At 61.6% G+C, this 14,271-nt stretch carries 13 protein-coding genes; 6 read left to right on the forward strand and 7 right to left on the reverse strand.

Going from position 1 to position 14,271, the window contains the following annotated elements:
• Window positions 1-59: 59 nt before the first annotated feature.
• A complete protein-coding gene (gene ftsZ, locus AYK65_RS09945) occupies window positions 60-1,097 on the reverse strand; it encodes a cell division protein FtsZ (RefSeq protein ID WP_081158250.1) in 1,038 nt (345 codons plus the stop codon).
• A gap of 304 nt (window positions 1,098-1,401) precedes the next feature.
• Here ftsZ and AYK65_RS09950 point away from each other — a divergent pair, with 304 nt between their 5' ends.
• Entirely contained in the window at window positions 1,402-1,596 is a 195-nt protein-coding gene (locus tag AYK65_RS09950; RefSeq protein WP_081158251.1) for a hypothetical protein, read from the forward strand.
• A 68-nt stretch (window positions 1,597-1,664) separates the two neighbouring features.
• Here AYK65_RS09950 and AYK65_RS09955 read toward each other — a convergent pair whose 3' ends face one another.
• The 5 genes from AYK65_RS09955 to AYK65_RS09975 all read right to left on the reverse strand — a co-directional run bounded on the left by AYK65_RS09955 (window position 1,665) and on the right by AYK65_RS09975 (window position 8,424).
• A complete protein-coding gene (locus AYK65_RS09955; RefSeq protein ID WP_081158252.1) occupies window positions 1,665-3,377 on the reverse strand; it encodes an HAD family hydrolase in 1,713 nt (570 codons plus the stop codon).
• Window positions 3,378-3,524: 147 nt separating this feature from the next.
• Window positions 3,525-4,133 carry a glutathione S-transferase family protein gene (locus AYK65_RS09960; RefSeq protein ID WP_081158253.1) on the reverse strand — a complete coding sequence of 203 codons (609 nt, stop codon included), beginning with the start codon at window positions 4,131-4,133 and terminating at the stop codon, window positions 3,525-3,527.
• Between the two features lie 253 nt (window positions 4,134-4,386).
• Window positions 4,387-5,421, reverse strand: a complete 1,035-nt coding sequence (locus AYK65_RS09965; protein WP_081158254.1) for an ABC transporter ATP-binding protein — start codon at window positions 5,419-5,421, stop codon at window positions 4,387-4,389.
• The gene (locus tag AYK65_RS09970) at window positions 5,409-7,436 is read right to left on the reverse strand and encodes an ABC transporter permease (RefSeq protein WP_081158255.1); all 2,028 of its coding nucleotides are present in this window, start codon (window positions 7,434-7,436) and stop codon (window positions 5,409-5,411) included. The genes AYK65_RS09965 and AYK65_RS09970 overlap by 13 nt, the downstream gene beginning before the upstream one ends.
• A gap of 7 nt (window positions 7,437-7,443) precedes the next feature.
• Window positions 7,444-8,424 carry an ABC transporter substrate-binding protein gene (locus tag AYK65_RS09975; protein ID WP_081158256.1) on the reverse strand — a complete coding sequence of 327 codons (981 nt, stop codon included), beginning with the start codon at window positions 8,422-8,424 and terminating at the stop codon, window positions 7,444-7,446.
• A 200-nt stretch (window positions 8,425-8,624) separates the two neighbouring features.
• Between AYK65_RS09975 and AYK65_RS09980 the strand changes: the two genes are divergently transcribed.
• The 4 genes from AYK65_RS09980 to rpsU all read left to right on the forward strand — a co-directional run bounded on the left by AYK65_RS09980 (window position 8,625) and on the right by rpsU (window position 12,365).
• A complete protein-coding gene (locus AYK65_RS09980; RefSeq protein WP_081158257.1) occupies window positions 8,625-10,970 on the forward strand; it encodes a KAP family P-loop NTPase fold protein in 2,346 nt (781 codons plus the stop codon).
• Between the two features lie 305 nt (window positions 10,971-11,275).
• Window positions 11,276-11,485: a cold-shock protein gene (locus AYK65_RS09990; RefSeq protein ID WP_026617656.1), complete on the forward strand. Its 210-nt coding sequence runs from the start codon at window positions 11,276-11,278 to the stop codon at window positions 11,483-11,485.
• Window positions 11,486-11,650: 165 nt separating this feature from the next.
• The gene (locus tag AYK65_RS09995) at window positions 11,651-11,938 is read left to right on the forward strand and encodes a hypothetical protein (protein WP_026617657.1); all 288 of its coding nucleotides are present in this window, start codon (window positions 11,651-11,653) and stop codon (window positions 11,936-11,938) included.
• Window positions 11,939-12,128: 190 nt separating this feature from the next.
• Entirely contained in the window at window positions 12,129-12,365 is a 237-nt protein-coding gene (gene rpsU / locus AYK65_RS10000) for a 30S ribosomal protein S21 (RefSeq protein ID WP_026617658.1), read from the forward strand.
• Between the two features lie 55 nt (window positions 12,366-12,420).
• Here rpsU and AYK65_RS10005 read toward each other — a convergent pair whose 3' ends face one another.
• Entirely contained in the window at window positions 12,421-13,347 is a 927-nt protein-coding gene (locus AYK65_RS10005; RefSeq protein WP_081158258.1) for a LysR family transcriptional regulator, read from the reverse strand.
• Window positions 13,348-13,453: 106 nt separating this feature from the next.
• Here AYK65_RS10005 and AYK65_RS10010 point away from each other — a divergent pair, with 106 nt between their 5' ends.
• Complete coding sequence (locus AYK65_RS10010; RefSeq protein WP_081158259.1) at window positions 13,454-14,179, forward strand: SDR family oxidoreductase; 726 nt, start codon at window positions 13,454-13,456, stop codon at window positions 14,177-14,179.
• The last annotated feature ends 92 nt before the right edge of the window (window positions 14,180-14,271 follow it).

The raw sequence follows: 14,271 nt of genomic DNA on the forward strand, positions 1-14,271 counted from the left end.
CGAGTACAGCTCGTCTTTTCATCATGTAGGCTGCTCGTGAGTCCGCGAGACGTGTACCCTTATTGCAGTGTGCGCGTTGGCACGGCAGCCGGCTGCCCATTCATCGCCTCGGGCGCTGCCGCCTCGGCGCCGCGAGCACTGTCGAGACCGGTCGCGACGACGGAAACGCGGAAGGTGCCGTCGAGGGTGCGATCGAAGATGGCGCCGACGACGATGTCGGCCTCGTCGTAGACTTCCTCGCGGATGCGGGTCGCTGCTTCGTCCACCTCGAAGAGTGTCATATCCATGCCGCCGGAGATCGAGACGAGCACGCCCTTGGCGCCGCGCATCGAGACTTCGTCGAGCAGCGGATTTGCGATCGCCGCCTCCGCCGCCATCATCGCCCTGCTCTCGCCGGTCGCCTCGCCCGTTCCCATCATTGCGCGGCCCATGCCCTTCATCACCGTCTTCACGTCGGCGAAGTCGAGGTTCATGAGGCCCTCCTTGACGATCAGATCGGTAATGCAGCTCACGCCCGAATAGAGCACGCGGTCGGCGATCATGAAGGCGTCGGCAAAGGTGGTCTTGGCGTCGGCGATACGGAAGAGGTTCTGGTTGGGGATGACGATCACCGTGTCGGCGCTTTCACGCAACCGCTCGATGCCCAGTTCCGCCGTCTGCAAGCGCCGCTTGCCCTCGAAGCTGAAGGGCTTGGTGACGACGGCGACCGTCAGGATGCCGGCCCGCCGTGCGGCCTCCGCGATCACCGGTGCCGCCCCCGTGCCGGTACCGCCGCCCATGCCGGCGGTGACGAAGCACATATGCGTGCCGCCGAGGTGGTCCATGATCTCGTCGATCGATTCCTGTGCCGCCGCGTTGCCGATGTCCGGCACCGAGCCGGCCCCGAGACCCTCGGTGATGGCGGCGCCGAGCTGGATCCGCCGCTCCGCCTTCGACATCGAGAGCGCCTGCGCATCCGTATTGGCGGCGATGAAGTCCACACCCTGCAGGTTTTCCGCGATCATGTTGTTGATCGCGTTGCCGCCGCCCCCACCAACTCCGATGACAGTGATTTTCGGGCGCATCTCGGTGATGATCGGCTTCTTGTACTCTGTCATGGCTCTTCTCCTTGGGCAGTTCCCCGGCCGTCGAAAGCTGCCCGTGCCCCGGGGAAACGGCGATCGAATGCGGTGCGGCGCGAATCAAGCGCCTTCATTTTAGGAATTCAAAAAAGCCAGGGAGAAGGCAAGAGAGGCAAAAACAAGGCCGTCCACAGCTACGTGCACCACGGACGCCTTGCCAGGCGATTTGACCCCTCAAAGAGCAAAGCCGTCGCCTGCGGGAGGGAACAAGGAACGCTCCCTGCACGTTCGATTGGATCACGATGATTTCGGGTCATCTCCATCGTGGAGGAGTGGCGAAATGGGTGTGAAACAAGCTCCGACGGCAAAGGGCAAGCAGGCCGCTCATGGCTTGCACGAAAGCGCCGCGAAAGAAGAAAAAAAGGTAGAAGCGAAAAAAGGGTCCGACCTCGCCAAGGGCGCCGACCGGTTTGACGAGCGCTCCAAGAGCTCGGACGGCAGGAGTGCGGGCTCGAAACAGAAGCCGAAACGCTAGCGCGGAATGAGGAAAAGCGTGCGCGGTTTTCTGCCAGCACCCGCTCTCCCTCTTGGATCGATCAGCGCTCAGTCCTTCTCCGACGCAGGTGCGGTGTAGCGGCGACGCACGGCCTCGGCGAGCCTTTGGCGGCTCTCGGCCGGCGAGAGCGAGCGATCCTCTTCGATGCCGGCGGTCTCCAGCGCCAGTTCCTCGTCGCCGATGCGCTCCTCGAACCATTTCGAGTAATCGCCTCGGCGCAAATGATGCTCCCAGGTCTTGTCGTCGATCCCTTCGGCAATCTGCAGGAAGATCATCAGATTGTGGGCGCGCAGGTTCATTTCGTTTTTCGGACCTCGGAAATAGAAGCTTGCCTCCTCGCCCAGTTGGCCTTCCGCATACTTCCGCGTATGCCGCTTGCGGGCCTGTCGGGGTTGTTCGACACGGATCCGTCGCACCGGCTCTGGCGGCGAGCGTCGCCAGAAAAGAACCTCGTCGTCCTCGAGCGGGTCGTCCAGGCCGTCCGGCGGTGCATCGCCGACGGCGGCGCAAACGTCCGCGATCACTTCGCGCGCTTTGGGGCCTAGCGCTGCGACTGCCGTCACCGCCCTGAGCGCGTCAGGGGAGACGGTATCCGGGTGAACGGTGACCATGATTGTGCCGGAGCGATCGTGCGAAAGGGCAAGCGAGGCGCTGTCGCGCGAAGACGGCATGAGATGGTGCGCCTCGTCGATGATCAACCAGTGCGGCCTGCCCGTTCTGGCGCGGAACGCCGAAAGGTCCGACATCAGCTCGGCAAAGAAGCCGGGCCGCTCCTTCAGCTCGAAACCGAGGGCACTCACCACGACGTTGTCGTCCGGATTGGCGAGCAGGTCCAGCACCTCGTTGCCCGTCGGCGTGGTCGAACCGTCGCCGACCGTCACGGCGCCTTCGAGCCCCTGATAGTCCCCTTCAGGATCGAAGACGCAGAACTGGCAGCGCCGCTCCCGCAATCGCTCCGAAATGGCAGTCGCCAGCGTCGACTTGCCGATTCCCGAACTTCCGGCGATGAGCAGCACGTCGATCGGCCCGATCTCGACCGGCCCGTCATCATCCTCGCCGATCGGCACCTGGTGGCGGGCATTGGCGCAGAGCGCATAGTCGGACTCCATGACCCGCTCGATCAATTCCTCGACACCGGCACCGCGCGCGCCTTCCAGCACGACGTCGGCCGTGTCCTTGAGAGCGGGCAAGGCGTTCGCGACGGCAGCACCGCAACCGCAGGTCCGCAAGAGCGCGTGATCGTTCTCCGCATCGCCGACGGCCACGACGTTCAGAAAGGAAAGCTGGATCTCCTTGAGCGCCGCTTTCAATCCCGTGGCCTTGTTGACGCCGCTCGGCAAAATCATCACCGCGCCCTTGTTGAAGATGATCTCGAGCTCGAGCCCGAGTTCGTTGATGGCCTCGAGGGCCGCCGTCTGGTGCGGCTCCCAGGTTGCGACGATGGAACGGCCGACCGATATCCTGTCGACGCCCTTTTCTCTGAGGCGCTCTATAAAAGCCGGCGGCGGCGCTGGCGCGAGCGGCCGCTCCTCCTCTGTTTCCGGCGTATAGAGCAACGCGCCATTTTCGACGACGACCTTGTCAAACAGGTCCGTGTGCGGAAACACGCGCTTCAAGTCCGGCAGTTCGCGCCCGGTGACGAGCAGCAGCCTGCGGCCGGTCTCCCGCAGCCTTTTCAAGGCTTGCAGAGTTTCCTCTCTGACCTCGCCGAATTCGGCCAGCGTTCCATCATAGTCCGTCGCAAGCGCCATGACATACATGTGCCAACTGCCTCCCTCTGCAGCCTTTGTGTCGTGATGCAAAGGGGAACGTGCAGGCTTAATGCTGGTTCCCGCGACCGCTACGCGTATCTGTTCTTGAAAGCAGACCCGGCCGACCGCGCGTCCCGCGCGTTGCTGCGTTGCGCCTCATGCGCTCCAGCTCGGCCGGCTCCTCACCCGCTCGTGCCAGCGCTGAACTCTTTCGAGTTCACCCGGAATTTCCATCCCGAACACTTCCGAAAGCCAGCCGCAGACCGCCCCGCTGATGTCGGCGACGGAGAAGCTCTCGCCGGCAAGGAACGGCCGGCCGTCGGCAAGCTCGCGGTCGAGCCAGGCCCAATTCCTCGGCACCGCCTGCCGCTCGGTCTCGGCGAAGGCCGGGAACTGCACGAGCCGATCCTTGAACAAGGCATCGGAATGCAGCGCCACATTGCCGACGGTGCCGAAGAGCTCGAATTCGACCCGCCTGTTCCACATCTCGACCCTTGCGCAGCTGACCGCATCGCTCCCGAAAAGCGGCGGCTCCGGATGGGTCTCCTCGAAATAGCGGCAGATCGCGACGCTTTCTGTGATGATCGTACCGTCGTCGAGTTCAAGCACGGGGATCTGCCCGAGAGAGTTGAGCGTCAGGAATTCCGGCGCCTTGTGCTCGCCCTTCATGAAGTCGATCTCCACCATCGGCACTTCGATCGCCTTCTCCTTGAGAAAGATGCGGACGCGATAAGAATTCGGTCCCATGCCCTGATAAAGTCGCATCGTCTCCTCCTGTGTGCACGACGGCTTCCCGGAAACTATGCCATACTGGTTGCATAAATCAACCAGTTTTAAAATAGGCGCAGACGCACGCGGTTAGACGCAGCGCCACGCTACCCCTCCTCCGTCATCCTCGGGCTTGACCCGAGGATGACGGCGAAGAAAGAAGCCGGCGACTGTAGAGCCGTCGCGCCAGCCGAGCGCGGAAACGCAGCAGTGCAACATACCTGCTCTCCCAGATTCCCTCTCCGCGGCCCTACAGGCGCCACCCGCCGCTCACGATGAAGGGCACCGTCGCGCCCTCACCGAGCGCGGCGCTGCTATACGCCTTGAGCTGCTGCCCGTCCGGCAGAGAGAGTGTGACCGCGAAGCGTTCGCCCTCGAAGATGCACGAGACGACCCGCATGGAAATGCCGTCGGTGCCGCGATGCACCTGTTCCGGCCGGACAAGCACGTCCGACAGCGGCCCCTCGCCCGCCTGTCCGCCGGCGCCGAGGGCGGCACCCAGGAGCAGCCAGTCGAGCGCACGCCCCGCCGCATCCGGCAGTTTGAGCCGCAAAATGCTGCCGCGGCCGATCAGGCCGCCGACCACCCGGCCCTCGGGCCGCGCATAGATCTCCGCCGGCGCCGCCACCTGAAGAAGCTTGCCTTCCGACATCACCGCAACATCGGTCGCAAGCGCCATGGCTTCCGCCTGGTCGTGCGTCACATAGATCATCGTCGCGCCGGAGCGCTCGTGAAAGGCCCGGAAGGTCTCCTCCATCGACTTGCGCAGATGCTGGTCGAGATTGGCGAGCGGCTCGTCGAGCAACACCACGTCCGGCTCGGTCACGAGGCAGCGTGCCAGCGCCACCCGCTGTCGCTGTCCGCCGGAGAGTGCTGCCGGCCGCCGATCGGCGAAGTCCTCGAGCTTGACCAGCGACAGCGCCTCGGCGACACGCTTGCGCCAGGCCTCGCCGGAGATGCCGCGCACGTTGAGCGGATACCCGACATTCTCCGCCACCGTCATATGCGGCCAGAGCGCATAGGATTGGAAGACCATCGCCATGTTGCGCTTTTCCGGCGGCAGCGAGCGGGCGGCATCCGAAAGCCGCCGGTCGCCGAACTCGATCGAGCCGTCCGTCGGCTTATCGAAGCCGGCGATCATCCTGAGCACCGTCGTCTTGCCGCAGCCGGAGGGGCCGAGCAGCGCCAGGAATCCCTGCTTGCGCACGGCGAGCGAGACGTCCGCGACCGCCGGCCTGCCGCTCCCGAAATCCTTGCTAAGGTGGTTGAGGATCAGTTGCGCCATGGCAGCACGCCCCCCGGCAGGTATTTCGCGATGAATTCGAGCGCCGCCATCAGCGCAATGACCATGAGCACGACGAGCACGGAAAGCGCCGAGGCGAGATCGGAGGAGCCGCTGTCGTCGAGATTGAAGATCGCGACGCCGAGCGTCTGTGTCCCGGCCGACCAGAGTAGCGCCGAGACGGTCAGCTCGTTTGCCGCAATCAGGAAGACGAGGATGACGGAGGCGCCGGCGGCGGGCGCAATCAGCGGCAGGAGCACGTCGCGCATGCGGCGCAGGAAGCCCGCACCGGCAAGCCGCGCCGCCTCTTCGAGCGAGGGATCCATCTGCAGGAAGGCGCTCATGACCGGCTTGAGGCTGACGGCAAGAAACGAGGAGAAATAGGCGAAAAGAATGATCCAGATCGTGCCGTAGAGCGATCGGCCGATCACCGGCAGCGGTGCCGCGAAGGTGAGGATAAAGGCGACGGCGAGCACGATGCCGGGCAGCGCATAGGGGATCTCGATCAGGATAGCCAGCAGATTGGCAAGCGCACCCCGCCGGCGGACGAGCAGATAGCCGGCCGGCACGGTGACGAGGAGCAGGCCGACCGCCGCGGCGGAAGCCAAAAAGAGCGAGTTCCTGAGCGCCGTCAGCGTCACCGACTGGCGGAAGAGGATCTCGCCATAGGCGTGGAGGGACATGGTCTTGAAATTGAGCGGCACGCCATAGGCCGGCACCAGCGAGCTCGCGACGAGCGCTAGGAGCGGCGCGACAAGAACCACCGCCAGCACCGCCCAGAGCAGCGCCTCCGCAGCAAACCGCAAGCGCCCGAGCGCGAAGGCGGCATTCGCACCGGAAAGGCCGATCAGGCGATAATCCCGTCCGGCAAGCGCTTGGCTCTGTAGCAGAAGCCCGCCAGCGGAGACGACGGCGATCAGGCTCGATAGCGCGGCGATCTCACCGAAAGTGGAGGCGCCGAAGCTCGCAAGCCGGCTGAAGATCAAGGTCGGCAGCGTCTCGATCGAGGCGGGAATGCCGAGGATCGCCGGAATGCCGAAATTGCCGATGCCGGAGACGAAGGCGATCGCCGCACCGGCGATGAGCCCCGGAAAGGAAAGCGGCATGACGATATCGCGGAAGACCCGCCACGGCGAAGCGCCGGAAAGCCGCGCCGCCTCGACACCGTCACGCGGGGCACCGGCAAGCCCCGCCTTGACCGCCAGAAAGACGAGCGGCGCATGCTGCACGCCGAGCAGAAGCGCGATGCCGGAAAGCGAATAGAGCGGCTGCGGGCTGCCGAGCGGCGGCGCGAGCCCCAGCGTCTTCAAAAGCGGGCTCGATGGGCCGGACATCTCCACCCAGGCAAGCGCCGTCACCTGCGGCGGGATCAGCATCGGCAGCATGAAGGCGAAGCTTAAAGCCAGCCTGCCGCGGATATCGGTGAGCGCCATGGCAAAGGCGAAGAACGCTCCAAGCATGAGCGAAATCAGCATTCCGCCTGCCGCCGTGACAAGCGTGTTGCGGAGCGCCGCAAAGGTCGCCGCCTCGAAGAGAACCCTCGCCGCCTCGCCCTCCACGAGGCCGCCGAAGCCCGCCCAGCCGAGGCGGATGAGCGGCAGGGCCGAAAGCAGAAAGACGGCGCAGAATACGAAGAGCATGAGCCAGGCGGGCTCCGCGCCGCCTGGCCCGCCGCGCAGGCAAAATGGAAAACGCCGCCCTGCTCCGCGCCGCCTGGTCTTCCGCTTAGGTAAGTCGCCTGCCGTCGCGTAAGGCATCGCCGGTGGCTCGAAGCCGCGCAAGGTCCGCGTCAGCGCCTTAGGCAACTTGGCCGGAACCGCTTCGCCGTCCCGCTCGGCGCCGTCCGCCGTCTCGCCGGCAAGGAGAAGCCGCAGCCATTTGAAGCGCCGCGCCTTCGAGAGAACGCGCAAAGGACGCGCCAGCATTTTGAAGCCAGAGCGTCCCTCCGCATCCGGGCCTTCAGCCGGCGCGTGCGGTTCTCCGTGCCGGCTGTGGGCGATCTCGTCCGTATTTGGCATCAGCCGATCAGTTGGTGCCGAAGATGCCGGAGAAGGTCTTGAGGTCGGCCTCGGCGTTCTTTACCGCCGCGGCCGCGTCGACCGGCAGCACCTTGATCGTCTCGCGCGCCGGGAAGCCTTCGGGCAGCGCCACGCCGTTGCGGGCCGGGATATAGCCCATCTTCACCGCCACCTTCTGGCCTTCCTCGGAGAGGAGGAAGTCGACGAATTTCTTCGCCGCTTCCGGGTTCTTCGCGGTCTTCAGAATGCCGACCGGCTCGGTGACGGCGGAAACGCCCTCGGACGGGAAGACGAATTCCACCGGCGCGCCCTTGGCCTTCTCGCGGATCGCCATGAAATCGACCACCATGCCATAGGCCTTCTCGCCGGTCGCGACCGCCTTCAAGACGCCGCCATTGCCGCCGGCAGCCGTCGCGCCGTTTTCGGCGAGCGCCTTGTAATAGTCCCAGCCGAGGCCATCGATGCCGGCAAGCGTCTGCGCATGGATCAGCGCCGCACCGGAGGTGAGCGGGCTCGGCATGGTGACGAGACCCTTCGCCTCGGCCTTGGCGAGATCCTGCCAGCCGGCCGGCTTCATCGCGGCGGAGGTGTTGTAGATGATCCCGGTGGTAATCATCTTCGTCGAATAATAGGCGCCGTCGGCATCATAGAGCGACGCATCGTAAGCCGCCGCTTCCTGAGACTTGTAGGGCAACAGATGCCCCGCCTCCTTCAGCCGCTGCATCGTCACCGTATCGGCGATCAGAAGCACATCCGCCACCGGATTGCCCGCCTCGATCTCGGCCATCAGCTTGGCCACGATCTTCGTCGTCCCCTCGCGCACCCACTCGACCTCGACGCCGGGGTTCGCCTCCTTGAACGCATCCACCGTCGCCTGCGCATCCTCGTTCGGTTGGCTGGTATAGAGGATCAGGTTCTCGGCGAAAGCGGCGGTGGACATGAGGCCGGCGACAAGCGCGGCGGCAACGGCGGAGAGAAGCGGTTTCATGGGAATGCCCTCGGTGGGAGAAAGATGGCGCCGAGGGATAGAGCGGGTGTTTTACAGGGGTGTGACAGGGGGGCAGGCGGGGATTGTTTCGCCGCCCTGCAAGGTCGTCGAATTAAAATCGGGGATAGGTGTTTCACGGCGTTGCTGGTCCTTTCACCACGTGTACAGGTTGTGTTTTCAGGTCCTCTGCTGGTGAAGTAATGAACCCTGCCGATCCGCCAATCTTGTTTAGCTGTCACGACCGTCTCGGACGCGTCAGTTTCGCGAAAAGCTTAGCCCGTAAGATCGATCGCCTCACCGATCTGGACAGCGGTTTTGTTATTGGGCTCGACGGCGAATGGGGCTCCGGCAAAACCAGCGTGATAAACATGGTCGTCCAAGCTCTACGCCATCTACAAATGGAAGAAAGCAGCCCTCGGAAACTGCACCATGGTGAGGTGCCGGTGGCTCTATCTCATGACGAACTGGATGCCCTCGCTCCTGTCTATTTTAAAGTTGCACCGGAATTCGATGACTCGAACAGCGATTTTTCTTACGTGTCGCTAGACCAGTTTAACAGGAGCGTAGCCCGACGGCTGGCAACACCGCCAATGAAACCCGAGGCTCTTTACAGATACTTCCGATTGGATCTAGCCAGGAAAAAAGCCCCACGAAATCTCGTTGTCAATTTCTCGCCTTGGTTAATCCCCGGCGCATCCTCGCTCTCGGCAACTTTCATTTGGGATTTGGCGCGAGCGGTCGACGGAATTCTAGGTGAAGATGTTGCAAGCGCTTTCAAAGCATACGCCGCACGGATTTCTGAGTTGGCCCCGATAGCAGGTGCATTCGCCGATCTTGGATCATCTGGGGTCGGAAACATATTCAGGGCTGGCGGCAACTGGCTAAAGAATTATGCCGATGAGTCAAAGTCCCTGGATGACCTCAAGGGTGCACTGGAAAAGCGTCTGAAAACGATAGCGCCAACCAAAATCGTTGTCGTAGTGGACGACCTCGATAGGTTAACGCCCGGTGAAGCCGCTCAAATGGTTTCCTTGGTAAAGGGGTTGGGACGCTTGCCCAACGTCGTTTATCTCTTGGGCTATCATCTAGACGTGCTCGCCCAACACCTTGAAAAAGTCTACCAGGGAAAACCGGGTGACGGGTCACTCTACCTAGAGAAAATAGTTCAGTATCAGCGTCGCTTACCCATGCTTGCGGTGAACAGCCTGGTAAGCTTGCTTGAGCCTGTTATCGAGGACTCATTGAAGAATGCCGACGAGAATACACGCAAGAGATTCGGAGATGCCTGGAGGAATTTTGCGGCACACCATATAAAGACGCCGCGCGACGTAGTGCGCATTGGGAATGCATTCAAGATCGCACATGCTGATGTTGGAGAATTCACCGACCCTGCAGATCTATTTATTCTCGAGGTTTTGTTAGCAAAAGACGCATCTCTCTACAATTGGATCAGACAAAACCTTTCAAGTCTTTGCGGTGAAGATTTTGAATTTGCTGGCGCTGATGGTCGTCGTAAGCTGCGCGAGGTTATCGAAAAGCAAGGGTACGAGAAGGACGATTTGGGTACGCGCGCACTGGCATTGCTATTTCCTCGTGTGGCAGAGGCATTTCAAACATACGGCTCAACCAATGAAGACTCTAGGTCACGTGCTCAAAAGCGTCTTCATCTCCTCGAGTTTTCCCGGGCATATTTCGACATAGCACCACCGCTAGGAGCGTGGGAAAAGAGCTTTATGTCCGAGATTATCGCAGCTGATAATCCCGATGAGGCGATTGCAACCATCCTCAAACGCGCGGAGACCGCCGGACAATTCCAAGCATCCTTGCGCGCTCAATTCCTAGAAGAACTCGTTGCTGAGTTTGGAGATGGCCGCCCTATTCCTCTGTCATGGTTTCAAGCTCTTGTCCGGTACAGCAAAACATTTGCCCAGTTTAAGGATGAGGAGCGTTCCTTCATTAGCCGGCGAGACAACTATCAGCGCCTGACGAATGCCATCTTTCGGGGGCTGGACGCTACCGATGAACAGGCTCGGGCCAACCTTATCCTCAGCACTCTCGAAGAGGCAGAAGACATTAGTGTTCTGTGCCGCATTGTTAGGACAGCCATTGGTGATCAAAATTCCAATCAAGGAATTCGGGAACGCTTGAGCTTCGCTGGAAATGAAGATCTGGTACGCAATCGATTGATCGATGTCATAAAGCGCCTCGCCGACACAGGGGCCATTTGGAAGCAAGTTAATCCTTCGGACGTCATCTGGTTTTGGAAGGGGTCCTCTCAGGCAGACGCTGTAAGTCAGTACCTGAATGACGAAGCCCGAACAGACGATTCCTTTCCGCACATCGTCGATCTTTTGGTGGGCACAGTTATCTCGTCAGCGGAAGGAGAGTATGAACATGTTCCGGAATGGACGGACAAACTAATGGATGTCGCGGCATTCACAAAGGAGGCTGAGAGACACGCTTCGGACGCAAACGACCCGCATTTTGCGCAGGCTAAGCGGTTTCTTGCCGCTTATGACCGCGGCAAAAACGATCGTTACGGCTAATGAGTCTGCCGCGCGTCGAAGCCCCAATCGGCATCCGCCCGCACGAAGCCGGATGGTCTCTCAAAAATATTATTTCCGATTCGAATCAGCAGCTTGATCGCATTTTTCGACCGTGCTGAGGCACTCTCGCAATTAAATTCGCTTTATCCATTGCATATCGCAAAGCAGCGTCTATATATAGCCCATCGAACATTGCTTGCGACCTTTGTCTACGCGCCGAAGCGCTTCGTCAGATTTCCTCTCAAATATCGATCAAACCGGACGAATATTCGTCCGGAAACTCTAGCGATTGAAAGGAAATCGTTATGAATTCAGGCACTGTAAAGTGGTTCAATAGCACCAAGGGCTTCGGCTTCATCCAGCCTGACAACGGCACGACGGACGTGTTCGTGCATGTTTCCGCCGTTGAACGCGCCGGAATGCGCTCGCTCGTCGAGGGCCAGAAGGTAACCTACGACATCGTCCGCGACACGAAATCCGGCAAGAGCTCGGCAGACAACCTGCGAGCCGCGTAATTCGTCATTCGCCTCCACTGACCACGGATGTACTGGCAGGGAGCGCTGAATGACGGGGCGTCCAGCGCGTCTGAAAAGACGCGCGGCGCTCAAGAGGAGGTCGGGGTAACGCCCGGCCTTTTTTGCTTGTGCCGCCTGCGGGCCGCACTGACGAAGGAGATGGCCATGGGCCGGAACACCTACGGCGTTGGCGACACGGTTGTCCTGAGGGCCGACCTCACGCGGACGGCCGCTGCCGACCGGACCTGCCGCATCGTTGCTATCCTCCCCTCAGCCGAACACGGGGAGGCGCAATATCGCGTGCGGTTCGGAACCGAGAACTTCGAGCGGCGTATCCTCGAACACGATATCGATCCTTCGGAGACGGCCTTGCCGGTCAGGGAAGGCGATCCGGCCGCAACGCTCGACGGCAAGCCCTGGCTGAAACCCTTGAGTGTCAGGACCGGTAAATGAAACCCATTCCCGTCGGCGCGCGTTACAGGATTTCGCCGTCGTGTTGCGAATGACCCGATCTACAGCCCCGCACGTCCTGTCAGATGCGCAAAGGTCGCTGTAGCACTTTGAATTTCTGCATGTCTCCTTAAATCGAGCTCGATCTAAGGAGACATGCAGTAGAGAAACATGAACACGGAAAGGATATATTTTGCAGGTACTTGTCAGGGACAACAATGTCGACCAGGCTCTTCGCGTCCTCAAGAAGAAGATGCAACGTGAAGGCGTCTTCCGCGAAATGAAGATGCGCAGCGCCTACGAAAAACCATCCGAAAAGCGCGTCCGTGAAAAGGCCGAAGCGGTCCGCCGCACGCGCAAGCTCGCTCGCAAGAAGCTCCAGCGTGAAGGTCTGCTACCGTCGCCGAAGAAGGTGGCCCGCGCGCGCTGAGGCGCGCTTTCCCGTTTGCGGTGACGCCCTCTCGACGCGCCGCTGGCGCGTCTTTTCATATGTGGGATCGCTGCTTTTGCGGAGGATCGTCGCGGCCGTACCGTTGCACGTGTTCGATGAGGGCGCGAAGTTTCGGCGCAGTGTTCCTGCGGCTGGGATAGTACAGATAGAATCCTGCAAAGTAGGGGCAATAGTCTTCGAGGATCGGCACCAGTTCGCCGCGCTCGATCGCAGGGCGGAAGCTTTCCTCCATCCCAAAGGTGATGCCGGCGCCGGCGACCGCCAGCTTGATCATCAAGGCCATGTCATTCGTCGTAACAGTCGGCGGCACCGCGACGCTGAACTCCTTGCCGCCTTCGGCGAACTCCCAGCGATAGGGGGCAGACTTGGGCGAAGGCCGCCAACCGATGCAGGCATGCGAGGCGAGCTCAGCCGGACGTGACGGTATGCCGAAACGATCACGGTAAGACGGCGCGCAAACAGCCACTTGCCGCTCCCTTCCCGCAACCGGCACGGCAATCATGTCCTGCGCGATAACCTCGCCAAGACGCACTCCCGCATCATAACCTTCGGCGACGATGTCGAACTCCTCGTCCGTCACGGTGACGTCGAGTTCCACCTCCGGATGTTGCCGGATAAAGCCGGCGAGTAGAGGCCCTGCAAGAAAGCGCTCTGCAATGGAGGAGACTGCAAGTCGCAGACGCCCGCGAGGGCGGCCCTTCAGAACGTCCACTCCCTCCATCGCCGCAAGCATCTCGGCAACCGCAGGTGCAATCCTCGCATGGAGCCGTTCGCCGGCCTCCGTCAGGCTGACGCTGCGCGTGGTGCGCAGGACGAGCGCGATGCCCAGGCTCTCCTCCAGCCGTCGGATCGTCTGGCTGACGGCGGATCGGGTTACGCCGAGCCGCACGGCTGCCGCACGAAAGTTCCGTTCTTCCGCCACGAGCGCGAAGACCGCAAGAGCATTCAGGTCAGGCTGCATTGGTTAGTGCCGCTTTCCAATCTGATAAGGATATGTCGGCTTATCGAAACAACGGCTGGCGCTTACAGTCAAGGTGCGATCATCTGCAGACAGAAAGGATAAGATCATGCCGATCGATAAGGTCATTCTGATTACCGGCGCCTCCAGCGGGATCGGGGCCGGGATCGCCCGCGAGCTTGCCGCCGCGGGCGCGAAGGTGGTGTTGGGCGCACGGCGTATCGAGCGTCTGGAGGCGCTGGCGGCCGAACTGACCGGGGCTGGCGGAGCAGTTCTCGTTCATCCGTTGGATGTGACCGATCGGGAGAGCGTCAATGCCTTCGCCAACGCTGCCCGGCAAGCCTGGGGCCGCGTCGACGTCATCGTGAACAACGCCGGCGTGATGCCCCTGTCGCTCATGGCTTCGATGAAGGTCGAGGAATGGGAGCGGATGGTCGACGTGAACATCAAGGGCGTGCTCTACGGCATTGCCGCGGTGCTTCCGGAAATGACCGTTCGCGGTTCCGGCCACATCATCAACATTGCTTCGATCGGCGCGCTCGCCGTTTCACCGACGGCGGCCGTCTATTGCGCCACAAAATATGCCGTACGCGCGATCTCCGAAGGGCTCCGCCAGGAGCACAGCGCGCTGCGCGTGACCTGCATTCATCCGGGCGTCGTCGAAAGCGAGCTGGCCGATACCATCACCGATCCCGTGGCCGCAGAAGCGATGAAGACCTATCGCGCCATCGCGCTGAAACCGGACGCGATCGCCCGCGCCGTGCGCTTTGCGATCGAGCAGCCGAACGATGTTGATGTCAATGAAATCGTCGTCCGCCCCACCGCGACCATGTGAAGGAGAACCCCTTGATCACGCCTGCTGCCTGCGCGGCCATCCTGGGCATCAAAGCAAGGCCGCAGCGCGCGCCGAGGTCATCGAGAGCCCTC

Source organism: Ensifer aridi, assembly GCF_002078505.1.
In the GTDB taxonomy this organism is placed as follows: Bacteria; Pseudomonadota; Alphaproteobacteria; order Rhizobiales; family Rhizobiaceae; genus Sinorhizobium; species Sinorhizobium aridi.